This window comes from Arthrobacter paludis (genome assembly GCF_056782315.1).
On sequence record NZ_JBXAEW010000009.1, the window covers coordinates 39,540 to 58,909 of the forward strand.

Annotated in this window: 20 protein-coding genes; 15 read left to right on the forward strand and 5 right to left on the reverse strand. The window is 68.6% G+C overall.

All coding sequences use genetic code 11. The annotated features are described in order from the left end of the window. The first annotated feature begins 65 nt into the window (after positions 1–65). The 3 genes from AC1Q5D_RS09070 to AC1Q5D_RS09080 all read left to right on the forward strand — a co-directional run bounded on the left by AC1Q5D_RS09070 (position 66) and on the right by AC1Q5D_RS09080 (position 2,937). Positions 66–1,055 carry a hypothetical protein gene (locus AC1Q5D_RS09070; protein WP_481738265.1) on the forward strand — a complete coding sequence of 330 codons (990 nt, stop codon included), beginning with the start codon at positions 66–68 and terminating at the stop codon, positions 1,053–1,055. A gap of 181 nt (positions 1,056–1,236) precedes the next feature. After that, positions 1,237–1,593, forward strand: a complete 357-nt coding sequence (locus AC1Q5D_RS09075) for a hypothetical protein (protein ID WP_481738266.1) — start codon at positions 1,237–1,239, stop codon at positions 1,591–1,593. A gap of 96 nt (positions 1,594–1,689) precedes the next feature. Further along, the gene (locus tag AC1Q5D_RS09080) at positions 1,690–2,937 is read left to right on the forward strand and encodes an IS256 family transposase (protein WP_481738267.1); all 1,248 of its coding nucleotides are present in this window, start codon (positions 1,690–1,692) and stop codon (positions 2,935–2,937) included. A 185-nt stretch (positions 2,938–3,122) separates the two neighbouring features. On the opposite strand, the gene AC1Q5D_RS09085 is transcribed toward AC1Q5D_RS09080, so the two are convergent. From AC1Q5D_RS09085 to coaA, 4 genes are all read right to left on the reverse strand, one after another. Beyond that, positions 3,123–3,353, reverse strand: a complete 231-nt coding sequence (locus AC1Q5D_RS09085; RefSeq protein WP_481738268.1) for a hypothetical protein — start codon at positions 3,351–3,353, stop codon at positions 3,123–3,125. Between the two features lie 46 nt (positions 3,354–3,399). After that, the gene (locus tag AC1Q5D_RS09090; protein WP_481738269.1) at positions 3,400–3,669 is read right to left on the reverse strand and encodes a ribbon-helix-helix domain-containing protein; all 270 of its coding nucleotides are present in this window, start codon (positions 3,667–3,669) and stop codon (positions 3,400–3,402) included. 112 nt (positions 3,670–3,781) lie between these two features. After that, the gene (mscL, locus tag AC1Q5D_RS09095) at positions 3,782–4,168 is read right to left on the reverse strand and encodes a large conductance mechanosensitive channel protein MscL (protein WP_481738270.1); all 387 of its coding nucleotides are present in this window, start codon (positions 4,166–4,168) and stop codon (positions 3,782–3,784) included. 113 nt (positions 4,169–4,281) lie between these two features. Continuing rightward, the gene (gene coaA, locus AC1Q5D_RS09100; RefSeq protein WP_481738271.1) at positions 4,282–5,250 is read right to left on the reverse strand and encodes a type I pantothenate kinase; all 969 of its coding nucleotides are present in this window, start codon (positions 5,248–5,250) and stop codon (positions 4,282–4,284) included. Between the two features lie 73 nt (positions 5,251–5,323). Here coaA and glmS point away from each other — a divergent pair, with 73 nt between their 5' ends. After that, positions 5,324–7,195, forward strand: coding sequence for a glutamine--fructose-6-phosphate transaminase (isomerizing) (glmS, locus tag AC1Q5D_RS09105; RefSeq protein WP_481738272.1), 1,872 nt, complete (start codon positions 5,324–5,326; stop codon positions 7,193–7,195). A gap of 3 nt (positions 7,196–7,198) precedes the next feature. Here the strand turns inward: glmS and AC1Q5D_RS09110 are convergent, their stop codons facing one another. Then, positions 7,199–7,768, reverse strand: a complete 570-nt coding sequence (locus tag AC1Q5D_RS09110) for a mycothiol transferase (RefSeq protein ID WP_481738273.1) — start codon at positions 7,766–7,768, stop codon at positions 7,199–7,201. 114 nt (positions 7,769–7,882) lie between these two features. Between AC1Q5D_RS09110 and AC1Q5D_RS09115 the strand changes: the two genes are divergently transcribed. The 11 genes from AC1Q5D_RS09115 (at position 7,883) to wecB (ending at position 19,369) form a co-directional block, all read left to right on the forward strand. Then, positions 7,883–8,125, forward strand: coding sequence for a FitA-like ribbon-helix-helix domain-containing protein (locus tag AC1Q5D_RS09115; protein WP_481738274.1), 243 nt, complete (start codon positions 7,883–7,885; stop codon positions 8,123–8,125). Further along, positions 8,122–8,541 (forward strand): PIN domain-containing protein, encoded by a 420-nt coding sequence (locus AC1Q5D_RS09120; RefSeq protein ID WP_481738275.1) that lies wholly within the window; start codon positions 8,122–8,124, stop codon positions 8,539–8,541. Before AC1Q5D_RS09115 ends, AC1Q5D_RS09120 begins: the two co-directional genes overlap by 4 nt. A 56-nt stretch (positions 8,542–8,597) precedes the next feature. After that, the gene (locus AC1Q5D_RS09125; protein ID WP_481738276.1) at positions 8,598–8,954 is read left to right on the forward strand and encodes a holo-ACP synthase; all 357 of its coding nucleotides are present in this window, start codon (positions 8,598–8,600) and stop codon (positions 8,952–8,954) included. Beyond that, positions 8,951–10,381 (forward strand): bifunctional ADP-dependent NAD(P)H-hydrate dehydratase/NAD(P)H-hydrate epimerase, encoded by a 1,431-nt coding sequence (locus AC1Q5D_RS09130; RefSeq protein ID WP_481738277.1) that lies wholly within the window; start codon positions 8,951–8,953, stop codon positions 10,379–10,381. The genes AC1Q5D_RS09125 and AC1Q5D_RS09130 overlap by 4 nt, the downstream gene beginning before the upstream one ends. Before the next feature lie 200 nt (positions 10,382–10,581). Further along, entirely contained in the window at positions 10,582–12,387 is a 1,806-nt protein-coding gene (locus AC1Q5D_RS09135; RefSeq protein WP_481738278.1) for a polysaccharide biosynthesis protein, read from the forward strand. 45 nt (positions 12,388–12,432) lie between these two features. Next, positions 12,433–14,295 (forward strand): GNAT family N-acetyltransferase, encoded by a 1,863-nt coding sequence (locus AC1Q5D_RS09140; protein ID WP_481738279.1) that lies wholly within the window; start codon positions 12,433–12,435, stop codon positions 14,293–14,295. Then, positions 14,296–15,456: a DegT/DnrJ/EryC1/StrS family aminotransferase gene (locus AC1Q5D_RS09145; RefSeq protein ID WP_481738280.1), complete on the forward strand. Its 1,161-nt coding sequence runs from the start codon at positions 14,296–14,298 to the stop codon at positions 15,454–15,456. Continuing rightward, on the forward strand, positions 15,453–16,043 hold the full coding sequence (locus tag AC1Q5D_RS09150) for a sugar transferase (protein ID WP_481738281.1): 591 nt from the start codon (positions 15,453–15,455) through the stop codon (positions 16,041–16,043). The genes AC1Q5D_RS09145 and AC1Q5D_RS09150 overlap by 4 nt, the downstream gene beginning before the upstream one ends. 43 nt (positions 16,044–16,086) lie before the next feature. After that, a complete protein-coding gene (locus AC1Q5D_RS09155; protein WP_481738282.1) occupies positions 16,087–17,130 on the forward strand; it encodes a polysaccharide biosynthesis protein in 1,044 nt (347 codons plus the stop codon). Continuing rightward, a complete protein-coding gene (locus AC1Q5D_RS09160) occupies positions 17,127–18,236 on the forward strand; it encodes a polysaccharide biosynthesis C-terminal domain-containing protein (protein ID WP_481738283.1) in 1,110 nt (369 codons plus the stop codon). The genes AC1Q5D_RS09155 and AC1Q5D_RS09160 overlap by 4 nt, the downstream gene beginning before the upstream one ends. After that, on the forward strand, positions 18,233–19,369 hold the full coding sequence (gene wecB, locus AC1Q5D_RS09165; protein WP_481738284.1) for a non-hydrolyzing UDP-N-acetylglucosamine 2-epimerase: 1,137 nt from the start codon (positions 18,233–18,235) through the stop codon (positions 19,367–19,369). The genes AC1Q5D_RS09160 and wecB overlap by 4 nt, the downstream gene beginning before the upstream one ends. Position 19,370: the final 1 nt, after the last annotated feature.

The following is a 19,370-nucleotide window of genomic DNA, read 5'->3' on the forward strand; positions in this document are numbered from 1 at the left end:
AAACAACCGATCTCCCTTAAGAGGCAAATCGGTTGTTTGACGAATGAGCAGATAAGGGGGTAAGCGTGAGCGACACCTTGAGTCAGGCACTTGACGTTGTCAAACGCGCCGGAATCTATGTGGCCGGCGGAAATCTCGGTGAGTTGGAGCTGACCACCCCTGACGCGGTGGCAGTAAGCCGAGAGATCACCTTAACAGACGGTATCGTGACACCTCAGAAGCTAGCCCGCTCGCGGGGAGCCGAGGCTGGGCGACGGATGCACGTGGCCCGCGGAGCCGACCCCCTCGTCGTGGAGCGGGCTCGGGCAGGTCAGATCGACCTGATTACTCTTCAGCCGCCCGTCGTCTTCCTTCTAGGGCGCGAATACAGGAGCCCGGAGGAACCGGGACCTCAGGGCAGGCCATCGAGGGGCGGTCGGCGCCAGAGCTGGCGCCGCTGGGCCGTCATGCGCGTCCTGCTCCTCTCAACTGAACCCCGCCGCCAGCAGGACATTGCCGATACCGTGGGAGCCACGCCGCAGGCCGTATCGAAGGTAGTGCGGTCGTTCGGAGACGCGGTCGCGCACACCGAAGGCGGGTGGATCACCGCGGATGCCCGGGCGCTACTGGCGGCGTGGGAGAGCGAGTATCCCGGCCCCGGTGGCTTGGAGACGAACTGGTACCACCTGGATGATCCCTTAACCCAGGCGCAGCAAGCCATGGCTTTGGCCAAGGACGTCGACGCTGATCCGCTCATATCGGGCGACGTCGCTGCCGACACTTTTGCGCCGTGGAGATTGCCGCAGTCCGCCGTTCTCTACCTGCGGTCCCTCGTGGACCTTGCGGAGGAAGGTTTCACGCCTGCGCCCGAGGGCCAAGAAACGCTGCGCGCGGTCGTACCAGCGGATCCGACCGTATGGGCAACGGCGGAGTGCGGCGCGGCCACCGGCGAACGCCGGTTGGCGGATCCGCTACTCGTCTTGTGGGAAACGACGCACGGCACCGGCCCAGACACAGACGAGGCAGCCGAGCGGTTGCGGATCCACATCCTGGAGAGACACCGTGCCGCGGCGTAGCATCACGACCTTCTCAAGCAGCAAGGCAGCGGACTTGGGGTTCCGCGGTCTCTCCGACCTTGCCGACGTAGCCGGCGACGCCCGGTACAGGATTGTCGGTGGCCATATGGTCCACCTACTGCTTCTGGTTTACCCGACTCCTCGCGCCGTACTTCGTGCCACTGCTGACACCGATGCCGCAATGGACAAGGTGGTGGTAGCGGGGCCGGAGCTGCACGAGCGTCTGCTGGCGAAGGGCTACACAGCAATGTCCGGCAACCGGTACGAGCTCGAGTCCGTGGGCGCCGAGCCGATCACCATCGACATCCTCGTGCAGTCGACAGATCCCGGAATGCGGCTGAAAGAGGAGACTCATGGCGGCCGCCGCTTCGACGCGCTCCCGGGCCTCAACCTTGCCATGAGTGCAGAACCCCTGTGGGTCGATGCCCAAATTCATCTTCAAGACAGTGAAGAAATCCGGTTCGTCGTACCTGTCCCGGACGTGGAGCCAGCCGTGGTGCTCAAGGCCGCCGCAGTTGAGTCCCGCATAGTGGTGTAACGCGCGGTGGCCGTTCTCGTCCGTGGGGACGAAAGTGCGGCCACCGTGTGATCCTTCGAGGAATCTCCTACAACCCACTCGAACGGAGTCACCACGATGACCGCACCCCATATTGTCGACCCTGCCGGCCTGCTCACGGAAGCCCTGTCCGAGGCCTCCCCTGACCTGATGCGCAACCTGCTGCAGACCATGGTCAACGCCCTGCTCTCCGCCGACGCGGACGCCGTTGTCGGCGCCGAGTGGGGCAAGGCCTCCCCGGGCCGGTCCGCCCAACGCAACGGGTACCGGCACCGGCCCCTGGACACCCGCGTCGGCACGATCGACGTGGCCGTGCCGAAGCTGCGCCAGGGCACCTACTTCCCCGAGTGGCTGCTCGAGCGGCGCAAGCGCGCCGAGTCGGCGCTGATCACCGTCGTTGCGGACTGCTACCTCGCCGGGGTGAGCACCCGGCGCATGGACAAGCTCGTGAAGACCCTCGGGATCCACTCGCTCTCCAAATCCCAGGTCTCCAGGATGGCCGCGGACCTGGACGAGCACGTCGAGCAGTTCCGCCACCGCCCCCTGGGCGGGGCCGGACCCTTCACATTCGTCGCCGCCGACGCGCTGACCATGAAGGTCCGCGAGGGCGGGCGCGTGGTCAACGCCGTTGCCCTGGTGGCCACCGGCGTCAACGGCGACGGGCACCGCGAGGTCCTGGGCCTGCGCGTGGCCACCTCCGAGACCGGGGCGGCCTGGAACGAGTTCCTCGCCGACCTCGTCGCCCGCGGCCTGGCCGGGGTCAAGCTGGTCACCTCCGACGCCCACCCCGGGCTGAGGGAGGCGATCGCGGCGAATCTGCCCGGAGCCGCCTGGCAGCGGTGCCGCACCCACTACGCCGCGAACCTGATGGCCACCACGCCCAAGAGCATGTGGCCGGCGGTGAAGGCCATGCTCCACAGCGTCTACGACCAACCCGACGCCCCGGCCGTGGACGCCCAGTTCGACCGGCTCATCGAATACACCCAGGACAAGCTCCCCGCGGTGGCCGAGCACCTCGCCGCAGCCCGGGAGGACATCCTGGCCTTCACCACCTTCCCCAAGGACGTCTGGACCCAGATCTGGTCCAACAACCCCGCCGAGCGGCTCAACAAGGAGATCCGCCGCCGCACCGACGCCGTCGGGATCTTCCCCAACAGGGAAGCCATAGTCCGCCTCGTCGGCGCCGTGCTGGCCGAACAGACCGACGAATGGGCCGAAGGCCGCCGCTACCTCGGCCTCGAGGTCCTCGCCCGCTGCCGACTCACCCCCGTCGGCGATACCCGAAACGAGGTGGACGAAGACCCAGAGCTCGCACTGACCGCCTAACCAACCAACACCGAAGGAGCACCACGCCCTACACCACTACCGGGGACTTGACCGCCGCCGCGTGGCGTGCTCGGGGAACCGCGAAGGACCTCCACGATCTCCTGAATCTCTTGGAGATCGCATATCAACACGGCCCTGATCTCGTCTCATGGGGTCTGGGCGACGTGGACCAGGCAGCTAGAGGGTCACGGAAAGACGCTGCTGCGATCTTGTACCAACTGGTCGAGACCATCGAGCGGGGGCGGCTTGGTGCTGTCGGTGTCGGCGTGAACACGGTTCGCTTGGCTGCCCTCGTGCGTGGTCTGGTGAAGGACCCGAAACGTCTCCGTCCGTAGACTCTGTCTCCTGGGGTCGGCGAGCAGCTGGACGGCCCGCTCCCGCGGCAAGGCGATCTCGATTGAGACGGTGTACTTCATGGCGGAGCGCTTCAGGCTTCCTCGCGTCAGGGATGGACGCCGCGGTTCACGACGGTCTGAGATAGGCGTCGATGGCTTCGCGAATGATCTCGGACTGGCTCACGTGCTTGCGTCCGGCGAGGCGGCGCACCTCAGTCATGATCGCCGGATCCGGCCTGACCGAGACCTGCTCCGCCGCGCTCGACCCGAGGGGTGGACGGCCTCGGGATCCCCGTCGCAGCCGCTCGGGCGAGTAGCCGGCTTCTGCCTCGTCGGCCCAGACGGCAATCATCCCGTCAGTGAAGCGGACGCCGTTGATCGTCTCCTGGTCGCCCATGGGAATAGCGTAGGACGAAAATCGGGCTGGCGGGAGGCGCGCCGAGACCGCCGGCAACGAACAGCGGCGCCGGCCCCCGTGGGGGACCGGCGCCGCGTGGTGGACGGGAGGGCTAGGCGCGCGGGGTGCGCAGGCTGTCGCGGATCTCGGTGAGGAGCGCGACCTGCGGGTCGACGGCCTCCTCCTCGGCCTCGACGATGCCGAGGCGGCGGTTGCGGGCCTCGATCATCCGGTTCATCGGCATGACGACGACGAAGTAGATGGCTGCGGCGATGAGCAGGAAGTTGACGAGCGCCGTGAGGAACACGCCGAACTTCACCTGGCCGAAGACCAGGAAGTTGTCGAAGTTGGGGGAGCCCACGAGCATGGAGATCAGCGGCATCAGCACGCTGTCGACGAGGGCCTTGATGACGGCACCGAACGCGGTGCCCATGACGACGGCGACGGCAAGGTCGACGACGTTCCCCTTCATGATGAAGTCCTTGAATCCCTGAAGCATGAGGCTTAACCTAGCGCGCGCGAGGGGGATTGTGGACGGAATGGTCCATGAACGCTGTGTGGCCTTTTTCCTAGCGGAAGGCGCGTCACGAACCGGGCCCCCGCCCGTCGGCGTCAGATCTTGCGCAGCAGCACCCGGTGGATCGAGTGGTCGGCGTCCTTCGTGAGCACGAGCTGGGCGCGGCCCCGGGTCGGCAACACGTTCTCCCGCAGGTTCGGCTCGTTGATGCTGCGCCAGATCCCCAGCGCGGTCTCCACGGCCTCCGCGTCCGTCAGCGTGGAGTAGCGGTGGAAGTAGGAGGCGGGGTCGGCGAACGCGCCGTCGCGCAGCCGCATGAACCGCTTGACGTACCACTGCTCGATGTCGGCGCCGCGGGCGTCCACGTAGACGCTGAAGTCGAAGAAGTCGCTCAGGGCGACGCCCGCGGTCCCGTCCGAGCGGACCTGCGCGGGGGCGAGGACGTTCAGGCCCTCGACGATCAGCACGTCCGGCCGGCGCACGACGATCTCCCGGTCGGGGACGATGTTGTAGGTCAGGTGCGAGTAGTAGGGCGCGCGGACCTCCTCGGCCCCGGACTTCACCTCCGCGACGAAGCGCAGCAGCCGCCGCCGGTCGTAGGACTCGGGGAAGCCCTTGCGCTGCATCAGCCCGCGCTTCTCCAGGACCTCGTTCGGGTAGAGGAACCCGTCCGTGGTGATCAGCTCGACATTGGGGGTGTCCGGCCAGCGGCGCAGCAGCTCGCGCAGCACGCGGGCGGTGGTGGACTTGCCGACGGCGACGGACCCGGCCACGCCGATGACGAACGGCGTGCGCTGGGTCGACTCGCCGAGGAACGTGCTGGTGGCCTGGTGCAGGTGCGCCGCACCCTGGACGTACAGGTTCAGCAGGCGGGAGATCGGGAGGTAGATGTCGCGGACCTCGGCGAAGTCCAGCGACTCGCCCAGGCCGGAGAGGCGGGCAAGGTCGTCCTGGTTCAGGGGCTGCTCCAGCGAATTGGCCAGCCGCGCCCACGTCTGGCGGTCAAGCTCGACGTAGGGCGTCATCCCGGCATCGTTGCCCCGCGTTCCACTCACCGTCCGCATTCTGCCAAGCGCCGGTGTGGTTTCCCAAACACGTGTCCCGTGACACGGGTGCGCGGACCTTAGACTGGTGCGCATGTGTGGAATCGTTGGCTATGTCGGCCGTCCCGAGCTCGCCGGCGCCCATGGCGCCCTCGACGTCGTCCTGGAGGGCCTGCGCCGGCTCGAATACCGCGGGTACGACTCCGCCGGCGTCGCCGTCCTGAACGGGGACGCCGTGGAGTCCCGCAAGAAGGCCGGCAAGCTGGCCAACCTGGTGGGGGAGATCGAGTCGTCGCCGCTGCCGGAGTCCATGACGGGCATCGGCCACACCCGCTGGGCCACCCACGGCGGCCCCACGGACCGGAACGCGCACCCGCACCTGGCCGACGGCGGCCAGCTCGCCGTGATCCACAACGGGATCATCGAGAACTTCGCCGACCTCAAGGCCGAGCTCGCCTCCCGGGGCCACGTCTTCGCGTCCGAGACCGACACCGAGGTCGCCGCCGCGCTGATCGGCGAGCTGTACCGCGGCAAGGCCGCCGCGGACCTGACGCTGGCGATGCAGCTGGCCTCCCAGCGGCTCGAGGGCGCGTTCACGCTCCTCGCCGTCCACGCCGAGGCCCCCGGCACCGTCGTCGCCGCCCGCCGCAACTCCCCGCTGGTCGTCGGCCTGGGCGAGGGCGAGAACTTCCTCGGCTCCGACGTCTCCGGGTTCATCGACTTCACCCGCCGCGCCGTCGAGCTCGGCCAGGACCAGATCGTCACCATCACGCCCGAGACCCACACCATCACCGACTTCCACGGCAACCCCGCCGAGGGCCGGGAGTTCACGGTGGACTGGGACGCGGCCGCCGCGGAGAAGGGCGGGTTCGACTCCTTCATGGAGAAGGAGATCCACGACCAGCCGGCCGCCGTCGCCGACACCCTGCTGGGCCGCTCCAACGCCGAGGGCCGCCTGACCCTCGACGAGCTGCGCATCGACCCGCAGGAACTGAAGAACATCTCCAAGATCATCGTCCTGGCCTGCGGCACCTCCGCCTACGCCGGCTCCGTCGCGAAGTACGCGATCGAGTCCTGGTGCCGGATCCCGGTCGAGGTCGAGCTCTCCCACGAGTTCCGCTACCGCGAGCCGATCGTGGACGCCTCCACCCTGGTGGTCTCCATCTCCCAGTCCGGCGAGACCATGGACACCCTCATGGCGGTGCGCTACGCGAAGGAGCAGGGCGCCAAGACCCTGTCCATCTGCAACACCAACGGGTCGACCATCCCGCGCGAGTCCGACGCCGTGCTCTACACGCACGCCGGCCCGGAGATCGCCGTCGCCTCCACCAAGGCGTTCCTGGCCCAGATCACCGCCACCTACCTGCTGGGCCTGTACCTGGGCCAGCTGCGCGGGAACCTGTTCACCGGGCAGATCCGCGACATCCTCGCGGACCTCGGGGCGATCCCGACGAAGATCCAGGACGTCCTGGACCGTTCGGAGGAGATCAAGGACCTGGCCCGCTCGATGGCGGACGAGTCCTCCGTGCTGTTCCTGGGCCGCCACGTCGGCTACCCGGTGGCCATGGAGGGAGCGCTGAAGCTCAAGGAGATCGCGTACATCCACGCCGAGGGCTTCGCGGCCGGCGAGCTCAAGCACGGCCCGATCGCGCTGATCGACGACGGCCAGCCGGTCTTCGTCGTCGTGCCCTCCCCGCGCGGCCGCCACTCGCTGCACTCCAAGGTGGTCTCCAACATCCAGGAGATCCGGGCCCGCGGCGCGAAGACCCTGGTGGTCGCGGAGGAGGGTGACGAGGCCGTGCGCCAGTTCGCCGAGTTCGTCTTCTACGTCCCGGAGACCCCGACGCTGCTGATGCCGCTGCTGGCGGTCGTGCCGCTGCAGATCTTCGCGTGCGAGCTCGCCACGCAGAAGGGCTACGACGTGGACCAGCCGCGCAACCTGGCGAAGTCCGTCACCGTCGAGTAGCGCTCACGCTCCGTTCCGTTCGGCCAAGCCGCCCACGTAGGCGGCCTGGCCGGCGTGCTGTGTGGCGTCGTTCAGGACGCTGGCCAGCCGCACCGCGACCGTGACGTGGGGGTCCCACCGCTCGTCGCAGATCGCCGTGTAGTCGCCGCCGTCCAGCCGGCCCAGCAGGGCCAGCGTCCGCTCGTGCACCGCCGCGTGGTATCCGACCAGCAGCGCCGGGTCGACGGCGGGGAACGCGGAGACCTCCTGCAGGGACTGCCCGAACCCGAACGTGCCGGAGTCGTACGGCAGGCCGAAGCGATCGGCCCAGCCGGCGTGCCAGGCCTGTCCCGGCGGGGCGTCCCACTCGCCGGGCCGCGGGGGAGCGGCGCCGTCGAGCACGTTCCCGATCCCGGCGACGTGGTCGTCGTTGACCCGGGACAGGTGCCACACCAGCCACGCGATCGGGTTCCCGCCGCCCGGCGGCTGCCACAGCAGCCGCTCCGGCGGATTGCCCGCCACCACGTCGTGCACGGTCTCCCGCACCCGCTCGAACCCGTCGGACAGCACCTCGCGCGCCAGCTGCGTCTCCATAGGGCAGTCCTAGGCCATCGAGGCGCCGGAGGCAAGGGTCGCTTCCCCTTCCCGCGGCGCCCCGTCGACTGCTAGCATTATGCTGTCAGGCTTGCCGTCAAAGAGAGGAGACCCATGGCCACCGTGACGATTCGCCATCTCGACGACAACGTGAAGGCCGCGCTCCAGCGACAGGCCCTCTCCCACGGCCGCTCCATGGAGGCGGAGGCCCGGACGATTTTGGCCGAGTCGGTCCTCGGGTCCGGTCCGGTGGACCATGGGCTGGGGGACCGGATCCGGCGGCGATTCGCGGCGGCGGGCGGGTTCGACGTCGCCGAGCGGGAGCCCGACGACGCCCGGGCGGTCGATTTCGGATGATCCTGCTCGACACGAACGTCGTGTCTGAGCCCATGCGCCGGGTCCCGGACGAGGCCGTCCTGCGCTGGTTCTCCCGGCAGGACGCCCGGAACCTGTTCATTTCCGCGGTGACGGCCGCGGAACTCCTGGCCGGGGTGGCCGCCCTGCCGCCGGGGCGGAAACGGACCGCCATCGCGGATGCGGTGGCGGGGACACTCGAAGAGGATTTCACCGGCCGCGTCCTGCCGTTCGACGGCGGCGCCGCCCTGGCCTACGCGGAGGTCTACGCGGCCCGAAAGCGCCGCGGGGCTCCCATCCAGACGGCCGACGCCATGATCGCGGCCACGGCGCTCGCCGCCGGGGCAGCGCTCGCGACCCGGAACACCGCGGACTTCGTCGGTGTCGGCGTCGAGCTGGCCAACCCCTGGGTGGACTGAGCTGTCGGCCCGTCCCGTGTCGAGGGCCACGCGCCCCGCCGACTAGACTCGGAGGCATGATTGTCGGCATCGGCGTGGACGTGGTCCAGGTGTCCAGGTTCAGGGAGCAGCTCGAGCGCACGCCCGCGCTGCGCGAGCGGCTTTTCGTGCCCGAGGAGCGGCCCCTGCACGTGCGCTCGCTCGCGGCCCGCTTCGCGGCCAAGGAGGCCATCGCGAAGGCCCTCGGCGCGCCCGTCGGCATGAACTGGCAGGACTGCCGGATCGCGGTTGACGACGCCGGCGACCCGCACATCCTCATGGAGGGCACCGTCGCGGAGGCGGCCGAGCGCAAGGGCATCGAGACGTGGCACCTGTCGATGAGCCACGACGGCGACCTCGCCACCGCCATGGTCGTCGCGGAGCGCGGCGCATGATCCCCGCATACACCGGCGCGCAGATCCGCGAGGCCGAGCGGCCCCTGCTGGAGGCCGGCCGCGGCCCGGAGCTGATGCGCCGCGCCGCCCACGGCCTGGCCCAGCACACCATGGAGCTGCTGCGCGCCGAGCGCGGCCGCGTCTACGGAACCCGAGCCGTCGGGCTCATCGGCACCGGCAACAACGGCGGGGACGGCCTCTACGCGCTGGCGCAGCTGGCCCGCCGCGGCGTCGCCACCACCGCGGTCCTGATGGGGGAGAAGGCCCACGAGGGCGGGCTGACCGCCCTGCGCCGCGCCGGCGGCCGCGTCGCGTTCTTCCGCGCCTCCGGGGCCCGCCGCCGGGCCGGCGCCGCCGGCTACGAGCAGGAGCTGGCGGCGGCCGACGTCGTCATCGACGCCGTGCTCGGCACCGGGGCCCGCGGGGGAGTGCGGGTGCCGAAGCTGCCCGCGGGCGTGCTCGTCGTCGCGTGCGACCTGCCCTCCGGCGTCAACGCCGACACCGGCGAGGCGCCCGTCGGCACGCCGCGCGCCGACCTCACCGTCACGTTCGGCGCCCTCAAGACCGGCCTGACGGTCGGCCGCGGCCACCTGCTGGCCGGGCGCGTCGAGGTCGTGGACATCGGCCTGGGCCGGCACCTGCCCGCCCCCGAGCTGCACGTGCTCGACGGCGGCGACGCCGCACGGCTGCGCCCGCGGCCGGAGCCCGGGGACCACAAGTACACGCGCGGCGTGCTCGGCCTCGTGGCCGGCTCCGAGCAGTACCCGGGCGCGGCGCTGCTGACGGCGACGGCGGCGGTGGAGACCGGGCTGGGGATGTTGCGCTACGTCGCCCCGGACGCGGTGGCGGGCCACCTGGTCGGCGCCGTGCCCGAGGCCGTGCGGGCCGACGACGGCGGCGCCCACGTGCAGGCCTGGACCGTCGGCCCGGGGATCGGCGACGACGAGGCCCAGCTGGCGCACGCCCGCAAGGCCATGGCCTCGGGCCTGCCGTGCGTCGTCGACGCCAGCGCCCTGCCGCTGCTCGAGCCGGGCCGTCCGACCGGCAAGCTGGTGCTCACCCCGCACGCCGGGGAGCTCGTGGACCTGCTGGTCCGCACCGGGATCCGGATGGACCGGGGACGCGTCGAGGCGGACCCGGTGCGCTGGGCCCGCTGGGCCGCCGTGGGCTATGGGGCCATCGTGCTGCTCAAGGGTCCGGCGACCGTGGTGGCCGGCCCGGACGGCTACGCCGTCGTGGTCAACCACGGGACGGCCGACCTGGCGACTGCCGGCAGCGGGGACGTGCTCGCCGGGATGGTGGGGGCGTACCTGGCGACCGGCGGGAAGACCGGGACCGGGCGCGGGCAGGTCGACTTGGTGGCAGCCGCTGCCGCCGCGCACGCCGCGTCGGGGAGCGCCCGGGCATCGGGGATGACCGGGGCATAGTCCAGCCGCGGCTCGCCTCGGGACGTTTCGGTTTCACCCGAGACAAGCCCAATTGGTAGGCTTACGACGTTTTGTCGCGCAGGGGATGCGCGAATTCACTGGGAAGACCGCAGATCCTTGGGGGGGAAATGAGCGTGCCCGTGCGCCAAAATGAAGACCGTACCGTCTCGGCTTTCGATGCCTGGACGCGCCGGGAACGCATGTGGCTGCGGTACCTCAAGGTTCCGGTCGACGCCCTGATCTGGCTTCTGGCCATCGTCGTCGCCGCCTGGCTCCGCTTCGAGCTGGACTTCTCCCGCATGGACCTGGGCGCGGTGCTGCCGTTCGCGTTCGGGACAGCGCTGCTCTACGTCGTCGTCTCCTGGGCCGTCTCCGTCTTCGCCGGCCGCTTCCGCTACGGGACCTTCGAGGAGGTCCGCGTCCTGGCCGTAGTCTCGCTGCTCGTCGGTGCGTTCTCCACGCTCGTGCTCCTGACCTTCGGCCCCGACTGGAGGGTGCCTCGCAGCACCGCCATGATCGCCACCCCGATCGCCTTGGTCGGTATGGGCGTCGTGCGCTACTTCGTCCGCACCGCGCTCGAGGCGCGGATGAGGCCGGGCAGCGGCGCCAAACGCACCATCGTCTACGGAGCCGGGCACCTCGGCGACACCGTCCTCCGCCGCATGCTCACGGACGGCGACTCCCAGTACGTGCCGGTCGCGCTCATCGACGACAACCCGCAGAAGGCCCGTCTCGTCCTCCGGGGCGTCAAGGTGCTCGGCCGGTTCGGGGATCTGCAGCGAGTCGCCGAGAGGACTGCCGCCACGGATCTCGTCGTCGCTATCGGCCGGGCCGACGCCGCGTTGGTCCGCGAAATCGCCGATGCTGCACGGGAGTCTGGCCTGAACGTCATGGTGCTCCCTCCGCTCGAGGAGCTCCTCGCGGGCAAGACCAGGCTCTCCGACCTGCGGAACATCTCGATCGAGGACCTGATCGGCCGACACCCGGTCGACACCGAAGTGGAATCCATCGCCGGCTACCTCGCCGGCAAGAAGGTCCTCGTCACCGGCGCCGGCGGCTCGATCGGCGCGGAGCTGTGCCGTCAGATCACCAAGTACGCCCCTTCCGAGCTCATCATGCTGGACCGCGACGAGACCGGGCTCCAGGGCGCCCAGCTCGGCACCCTCGGCCACGGCCTGCTCCACACGCGCGACGTAGTCCTCGCCGACATCCGAGACGTCGACGCCCTCACCGAGATCTTCGAGGACCGTCGCCCCGACGTCGTGTTCCACGCGGCCGCGCTGAAGCACCTGCCCATGCTGGAGCAGTACCCGGACGAGGCGTGGAAGACGAACGTCATCGGCACGCTGAACGTGCTGCGCGCGGCCCAGGCCATCGACGTGGAGACGTTCGTGAACATCTCCACCGACAAGGCGGCCAATCCCACGAGCGTGCTCGGCCACTCCAAGCGGGTCGCCGAAAAACTCACGTCCTGGATGGCCGGCGCCACGGGCAAGCCGTACATCTCCGTCCGCTTCGGCAACGTCATCGGCAGCCGGGGTTCCATGCTGCCGACGTTCCGGTCCCTCATCGAGGCCGGCGGCCCGCTGACCGTGACCCATCCGGACATCACCCGCTACTTCATGACCATCCCGGAGGCGTGCCAGCTCGTCGTGCAGGCTGGCGGCATCGGCAGCGCGGGCGAGGTGCTCATCCTGGACATGGGCGAGCCGGTCAAGATCCTCGACGTGGCCCAGCGGATGATCGAGATGTCCGGCAAGGACGTCGAGATCGTCTTCACGGGCCTCCGCGAGGGGGAGAAGCTCCATGAGGAGCTGATCGGACTCGGGGAGACGGACACGCGTCCGTTCCACCCCAAGATCTCCCACGCGCAAGTGAACCCTATGGCGCCGGCCCGACTTGATCTGGATGGGTGGAAGGCCCGCCTGGCTCGCGAGATTCCGACCGACACGATCCGGCGGGTCGACGCGCCGGGCGACACGGCGCCCACCCATGGCGTCGCATAACCGCGTCGTGAATCGGGATCCGCAGACAGCAGAGGAGGCGCAGCAGTGAAGATCGGCATCTTGAGCCAGTGGTACGACCCCGAACCGGGGCCGGCCGCGCTGCCGGGCGTCCTCGCCCGCGAACTGGTGAGACGCGGACACGCGGTGCACGTCCTCACCGGATTCCCGAACTACCCGACGGGCGAACTGGCGCCCGGGTACCGCCTGCGTGCCCGCCAGGAGGAAACGTCCCACGGCGTGCGCATCACACGGACGTATCTCTGGCCCAACCACGGCCTGTCCGGTCTGGGCCGCATCCTGAACTACGCGTCGTTCGGGTTGAGCGCTGCGTTTCTCGGACAGCGCGCACTCCGAGACATCGACGTGCTCTGGGTCAACTATTCGCCCGTGACCGTCGGGCTGCCGATGTTCATCCGCCGTGCCAAGAGGACCCCCGTGATCAGCGAGGTCGCCGACCTCTGGCCGGACACGATGCTGGTCTCCGGGCTCTCCGGCTCGGGACGACTCGCATCCATGGCTGGCCCGTTGCTGCACGCGTGGACCAATGCCATGTATAGGGCGTCCCATTTCGTAGTACACATCGCCCCCGGAGTCGGTCCGATTCTCCACGCGCGTGGTGTCCCCGTGGAGAAGACCAGGTTTGTGCCCAAGCCCGCCGACGAGGAGCACTTCCACGATCGCGGTACCTCTCGGCGCGGGGAGTTGGGCCTCGGAGAGGACGACATCGTCCTCCTTTATGCCGGAGCCATGGGCGCTGCACAGGACCTCGGAAGCCTCATCCGCGCGGTCCAGCGGGTCGAGGATCAGCGCCTGAAGGTCTTGCTGGCAGGTTCCGGAACCGAAGAGGACGCGCTGCGCGATCTCGCGGCGAGAGACAAGCGCATCGCATTTCTCGGTCGACAGCCCATGGAACGCATGGCTGATCTTCTCGCGACCGCCGATGCCGCCTTCATCGGCCTCGCGGACCACCCGCTTTCGGGTGTGACGATGCCCAGCAAGACCCAGACCATCCTCGCTTCGGGCACGGCGGCCTTCGTGGCAGCCAAGGGGGACGTGGCTCGTGTGGTGTCCAACGCCGGCGCCGGCCACGTCGCCGAGGCGGGCAACGTCGAAAGCATCGCCGAGGCACTGCGCGCCTGCCTCAGGGACGGGCGGTCGGGCCTTGGGGCGAAAGGCCGCAATGGACGCGTCGAGTACGAACGGCACTTCAGCATTGAGGCCACCACGGACGCCATCGAGTCCCTCCTGGAGGAGGCGGCGCGCCGCCAGGGTTCCGGCGGCGGGAGACTCCTGCCTCAAGACGTGGATACCGTCGCGGAGCTGCATCGGCAGGCATTTCCCGGCTTCTTCCTGGCCCGCTTGGGGCTTCCGTTCCTCCGCGAGTTCTACCGGGGTTTCATTGGCGACGCCACGGCGGTCACGGCAGTCGAGCGCGACGGCCAAGGCAGGCCGGTTGCCGTCGCCGTCGGGAGCACCGATCCCCGGGGCTTTTTCGGACGGTTGCTGAAGCGACGCTGGCTCGGGTTCGCTGCCGCGAGCCTGCGCTATGCGATTAGCGATCCCCGAGCCATTCCGCGCTTGATGAGGGCTGTCGCCTACCGGGGCGGCAGCGGCCCTGGGGATGACGGTGCCCTGCTCAGCTCCATCTGCGTCTCCCCGCATGCGCAGGGGACCGGCAAAGGCCGGCAGGTCCTTGAGGCGTGGACCCGCCAGGCCGCCACCGCCGGCGCGGGCAGGGCCTTCCTGGCAACGGACGCGGACGCCAACGACCGTACCCGGGCGTTCTACGAGGGCCAGGGATGGGTGTTGGAGAAGACGTACACGACCGCTGAGGGACGTCACATGGCCCAATACGCCGTGCAACTCACGCCACAGGCGGCGCCGCTGACCCAGGAGACAGGACACTAGATGGAGCAGCCCCCGTTTCTTCCCTTCGCGCTACCAGACATCACGGAGCGCGAAATCCAAGCCGTGGTGGAGTCCATGCGCTCGGGCTGGGTCACCACGGGACCCCGGACCGCGCAGTTCGAGCGCGACATGGCCGCCTATCTCGGGGATCCCGACCTGCACTGCGTGGCCGTGAACTCGGCAACGGCCGGACTGCACCTAGCGGTCGAGGCGCTGGGGCTCGGGCCCGGGGACGAGGTCCTGGTCCCAACATGGACCTTCACCTCGACAGCGGAGGTCGTCCGCTACGTGGGCGCCACCCCGGTGTTCGTCGACATCGACGAGACCACGCTCAACATCGACTTCCGCCACGCCTCGTCACTGGTCACGGAGAGGACGAAGGCCATCATGCCAGTGCACTTCGCTGGCAATGCCATCGCCGCCTCCAAGATTGCCGACTTCGCCGCCCGGCACGGCCTCCGGGTCGTGGAGGACGCGGCACACGCCTTCCCGGCGACGAACGGTCCCAGCATGGTGGGCAACAGCGACAGCGACGCGGTCGTGTTCAGCTTCTACGCGACCAAGACGATTACCACGGGCGAGGGCGGCATGCTCGTCACCCGTGACGCGGACTTGGCGCAGCGCGCCCGGACGATGAGATTGCACGGGATCAGCCGCGACGTGTTCGCCCGCTACACCTCGAAGGTCCCGGGTTGGCGCTACGAGGTCGTTGCGCCCGGCTTCAAATACAACATGACGGACATGGCAGCGGCCATGGGCAGCGTGCAGCTGGAGCGTGCCCGGGAGATGCGCGACCGACGGCGCGACATCGCCGAACGGTACTTTGAAGCCTTCGCCGGGCTCCCTCTCACGCTCCCCGAGCGAGGCCACCCGTCCGGGCACAGCTGGCACCTGTTCGTAACGCGCCTCGATGCCGAAGCGCCCACAGGCCGAGACGGCTTTATCGAGGGCATGTCCGAGCACGGGATTGGCACGAGCGTGCACTTCATCCCGCTTCACCGCCATCCGTACTGGAGCGAAACGTTCGGGCTCGACGCGGCGGAATTCCCAGCAGCCGAGAGTGCCTTCGCTTCGTCGGTGAGCCTGCCGCTGTTCTCGAGCATGTCGGACGACCAAGTGGAGCGCGTCGTTTCGACCGTCGAGCGGGTGCTGGGGGCGTGATCAAACGGTTCTTCGACGCCGCCGCCGCCGGTGTGGGCCTGGTTTTTTCCGCCCCCGTCTGCCTCGTGGTGGCTGTCGCGGTCAGGGCGACCTCGCCTGGGCCCGTGCTGTTCCGGCAGGAACGCGTCGGGCTGCACGGCGAGACGTTCCAGATCCGCAAGTTCCGCACGATGCGCGCAGGCCATGCTGGACCGTCGGTCTCGACGACCAGCGACAGCCGCATCACACGTGTTGGCCGGCTCCTCCGCAGGACCAAGCTGGACGAGCTGCCGCAGCTGCTGGATGTCCTAGAGGGACGGATGTCGCTCGTTGGCCCGCGGCCCGAGGTTCCTGAGTACGTTGACCGATGGCCGGACGAGTTGCGGGCGACGATCCTCAGCGTCCGGCCGGGCATCACGGACCCGGCGTCGATCGACTACCGGAACGAGGCGGACGAGCTCGAGCTCGCTGCCGATCCGCAGCGCCACTACGTGGACGTGATCCTGCCCCGCAAGGCACAGATGTATGCCGAGTACGTCCGGAACCGAACCTTCGCCGGCGACCTCCGCATTCTCTTCGCGACCCTGAGGAGCGTCGTCGGTGACTAGCGCAAGAGAGAGCGGCAGGCAGCACGTCGAGATAGGAGAAGAAGTGAACGACCAGGACACGAAGGTGCCCGTCCCGGCCTCGGTGCTCATCACCGGTGGAACCGGCAGCTTCGGGCACCGTATGGTGCGGCACCTCTTGGACTCCGGGTGCGAACGCATCCACGTCCTCAGCCGGGACGAGGCCAAGCAGGACCAGATGCGCCACGACCTCGGTGACGAGCGCATCCGATATTTCCTCGGCGACGTGCGTGACCTTGCCAGCGTCGTCCCGGCCACCCGCGGAGTGAGCCACGTCTTCCATGCCGCGGCGCTGAAGCAGGTCCCTTCGGCGGAGTTCTTCCCCATGCAGGCGGTGAAGACGAATGTGCTCGGTAGCCAAAACGTCATTCGGGCCGCGGAGCAGGAGGGCGTGACGTCGGTCGTCTGCCTGAGCACCGACAAGGCCGTCTACCCGGTCAACGCCATGGGTATGACCAAGGCCCTCATGGAAAAGGTGGCCCAGGCGCACGGGTTGGAGAACCCGAACGCGAAGACCACGGTCTCCTGCGTCCGCTATGGCAACGTCCTCTACTCTCGCGGAAGCGTCGTTCCGCTCTTCATTTCCCAGCTCAAGCAGGGCAAGCCGATCACGGTGACGGACCCCAACATGACCAGGTTCATGATGAGCCTCGACCAAAGCGTGGACCTCGTGGCCTACGCCTTCTCCCACGCGGAGCAGGGCGACCTGTTCATCCGCAAGGTGCGGGCCTGCACGATCAAGGACCTGGCGGCGGCCGTGTGCGAACTCTTCGACCGGCCTGCGGACCTGTCCGTCATTGGAACCAGACACGGCGAGAAGCTCTCCGAACAACTGGCGACCCGCGAGGAGCTGGCCCGCGCCGACGACCACGGGACGTACTTCCGAGTGAAGGCGGACAAGCGCCAGCTGAATTACAAGGCATTCTTCGAGGAGGGCGAGCAGAAGGTCAGCGTGTACGACGACTACGATTCGCACACGGCCGACCGGATGGACATCGCGGAAACCAAGGAACTCCTGCTGACCCTGCCGGAGGTCCAGCGTGAGCTGGAGAACTGGGGGAAACGGTGAAGGTCCTCCTGACTGGTGCTAGCGGCTTTCTGGGGTGGCACACCCGTCTGCTGGCCTTCGCCCGCGGGCTACCCGCCCCGGTCTGCGTGTCGCTTCGCGACGGCTACGACCCCGGACGGTTGGCCACGGCCGTCGCGGAATCCACCAGGGTCATCCACATCGCCGGCATCAATCGTGCGGCCACCGACGAGGAGGTCGAGACCGGTAACGAGGACCTGGCCCAGCGGCTCGCCGATGCGCTGGGGGCGGCACCGGTCAAGCCCGCGGCCGTCGTCTATGCGAACTCCATCCAGGCCGAACTGGACAACCCGTACGGACGCGGCAAGCGGCGGGGCGCCGATGTGCTCCGCGCGGCATGCCGCGAGTCGGGAGTGGAGTTCATCGACCTGCGGCTTCCGAACCTGTTCGGGGAGGAAGGCCTGGCGCACTACAACTCCGTCGTCGCGACGTTTGCCCACCAGGCGGCCGCTGGAACGGAACCCACGGTCACCGGCGACCGGAAGCTGCGGCTGATGCACGCCCAGGAGGCAGCCCGCCTCCTTCTGACTGCGGAGTCGAGCGAGGACCTCCCCGGTGCCCGGACCGACGAGACGGGTGTCGCCGACCTCGCAGAGACGATGGTGTCCTTCCATCGGCTGTACGCGTCGGGGGAGATCCCCGATTTGGCGGAGCCGTTCATGCGGGACCTGTTCAACGCCTACCGCTCCGCGTCTTTCGCGGTCCGGCCGGTTATCCGGTTCGACCTGAAGGCCGACCAGCGCGGCTACCTCGTCGAGACGGTCAAGAGCCACGGAGGCGGGGGCCAAACGTTCGTCTCCACGACCAAGCCCGGCGTGACACGAGGCGACCACTATCATCTGCGGAAGCTCGAGCGCTTCATCGTTCTCGAGGGCGACGCCACGATCCGCCTGCGGAAGATGTTCACCGACGAGGTCCTCGAGTTCCCGGTCTCGGGCGATGCCCCCGCGGCGATCGATATGCCGGTGGGATGGACCCACAGCATCACGAACACGGGGGACCGGGACGTGTTGACCCAGTTCTGGACCAACGAGATCTTCAACCCCGACGACACCGACACCTTCTACCAGAAAGTCCTGACACCGTGACCCTGCGCCGCAAGCTGAAGGTCGTGACCGTCGTGGGCACGCGGCCGGAGATCATCCGACTCGCCTGCGTGATCCACCGGCTCGAGGAGGCGACCGAGCACGTCCTCGTCCACACGGGTCAGAACTACGACTACGAGCTCAATGAGGTGTTCTTCGAGGATCTCGGTCTCCGCCGGCCGGACCACTTCCTCAACACCGATACGTCGTCGCTGGGCAGCGTCCTCGGCGACGTGCTCAAGGGAACCGAGCGGGTACTCCTCGAGGAGCGCCCCGACGCGATGGTCGTCCTTGGCGATACCAACAGCTGCGTCTCCGCCCTCATGGCCAAACGACTCAAGGTCCCCGTGTACCACCTCGAGGCGGGCAACCGCTCATTCGACCCGAACGTGCCGGAGGAGATCAACCGGCACCTGGTGGACCACGTCAGCGACTACAACCTGGTGTACACCGAGCACTCCCGTCGGAACTTGCTCGCAGAGGGTCTGCATCCGAAGAACATCCTTCTCATGGGCTCGCCGATGGCCGAGGTCCTGGCCCAGTACGACGGCGCTATCCGGGCGTCCGACGCCCTTTCGCGCCTGGACCTCACTGAAGGTGGCTACCTGCTGGCCAGTGTCCACCGCGAGGAGAACGTGGACCGGGAGGACCGCCTGCGCCAGGTGCTCGCCTCCCTGCAGGCGGTTGCCGAGGACCAGGCGCTGCCGATGCTCGTCTCCACGCACCCTCGCACGCGGCAGCGGATTGAACAGTTCGGGCTGGATCGCGGGTCACGACTGCGCCTGCACAAGCCTCTCGGCTTCCTCGACTACAACCGGCTTCAGCTGGGTGCCCGTTGCGTCGTCTCCGATTCGGGAACCATTTCCGAAGAGTCGACGATGCTCGGTTTCCCGGCGGTCACCCTCAGGGACGCCATCGAGCGACCCGAGGCCATCGACACGGGCGGAATCATCACCACCGGGCTCGATCCGGACGACGTCGTTGACGCGGTCCGGCTGACCATTGAGCAACATGAAGGGGAGGGCAGGGCGACGGTGCCTGCCGACTATCGGATTGGGGACTCTTCCCGCCGCGTAGTGAACTTCATCCGCTCGACCGCAGGAACGCACCATGCGCGACACGGAATCAGGAAATAGG

Bases quoted from the DNA above. Each gene is read 5' to 3' on its own strand.
- AC1Q5D_RS09120 (WP_481738275.1), top strand. From the start codon at position 8,122: ATGATCCTGCTCGACACGAACGTCGTGTCTGAGCCCATGCGCCGGGTC.
- AC1Q5D_RS09085 (WP_481738268.1), bottom strand. From the start codon at position 3,353: ATGAAGTACACCGTCTCAATCGAGATCGCCTTGCCGCGGGAGCGGGCC.
- AC1Q5D_RS09080 (WP_481738267.1), top strand. From the start codon at position 1,690: ATGACCGCACCCCATATTGTCGACCCTGCCGGCCTGCTCACGGAAGCC.
- AC1Q5D_RS09130 (WP_481738277.1), top strand. From the start codon at position 8,951: ATGATCCCCGCATACACCGGCGCGCAGATCCGCGAGGCCGAGCGGCCC.
- glmS (WP_481738272.1), top strand. From the start codon at position 5,324: ATGTGTGGAATCGTTGGCTATGTCGGCCGTCCCGAGCTCGCCGGCGCC.
- AC1Q5D_RS09135 (WP_481738278.1), top strand. From the start codon at position 10,582: ATGTGGCTGCGGTACCTCAAGGTTCCGGTCGACGCCCTGATCTGGCTT.
- AC1Q5D_RS09075 (WP_481738266.1), top strand. From the start codon at position 1,237: ATGGACAAGGTGGTGGTAGCGGGGCCGGAGCTGCACGAGCGTCTGCTG.
- AC1Q5D_RS09145 (WP_481738280.1), top strand. From the start codon at position 14,296: ATGGAGCAGCCCCCGTTTCTTCCCTTCGCGCTACCAGACATCACGGAG.
- AC1Q5D_RS09115 (WP_481738274.1), top strand. From the start codon at position 7,883: ATGGCCACCGTGACGATTCGCCATCTCGACGACAACGTGAAGGCCGCG.
- AC1Q5D_RS09125 (WP_481738276.1), top strand. From the start codon at position 8,598: ATGATTGTCGGCATCGGCGTGGACGTGGTCCAGGTGTCCAGGTTCAGG.
- coaA (WP_481738271.1), bottom strand. From the start codon at position 5,250: ATGCGGACGGTGAGTGGAACGCGGGGCAACGATGCCGGGATGACGCCC.
- AC1Q5D_RS09090 (WP_481738269.1), bottom strand. From the start codon at position 3,669: ATGGGCGACCAGGAGACGATCAACGGCGTCCGCTTCACTGACGGGATG.
- mscL (WP_481738270.1), bottom strand. From the start codon at position 4,168: ATGCTTCAGGGATTCAAGGACTTCATCATGAAGGGGAACGTCGTCGAC.
- AC1Q5D_RS09110 (WP_481738273.1), bottom strand. From the start codon at position 7,768: ATGGAGACGCAGCTGGCGCGCGAGGTGCTGTCCGACGGGTTCGAGCGG.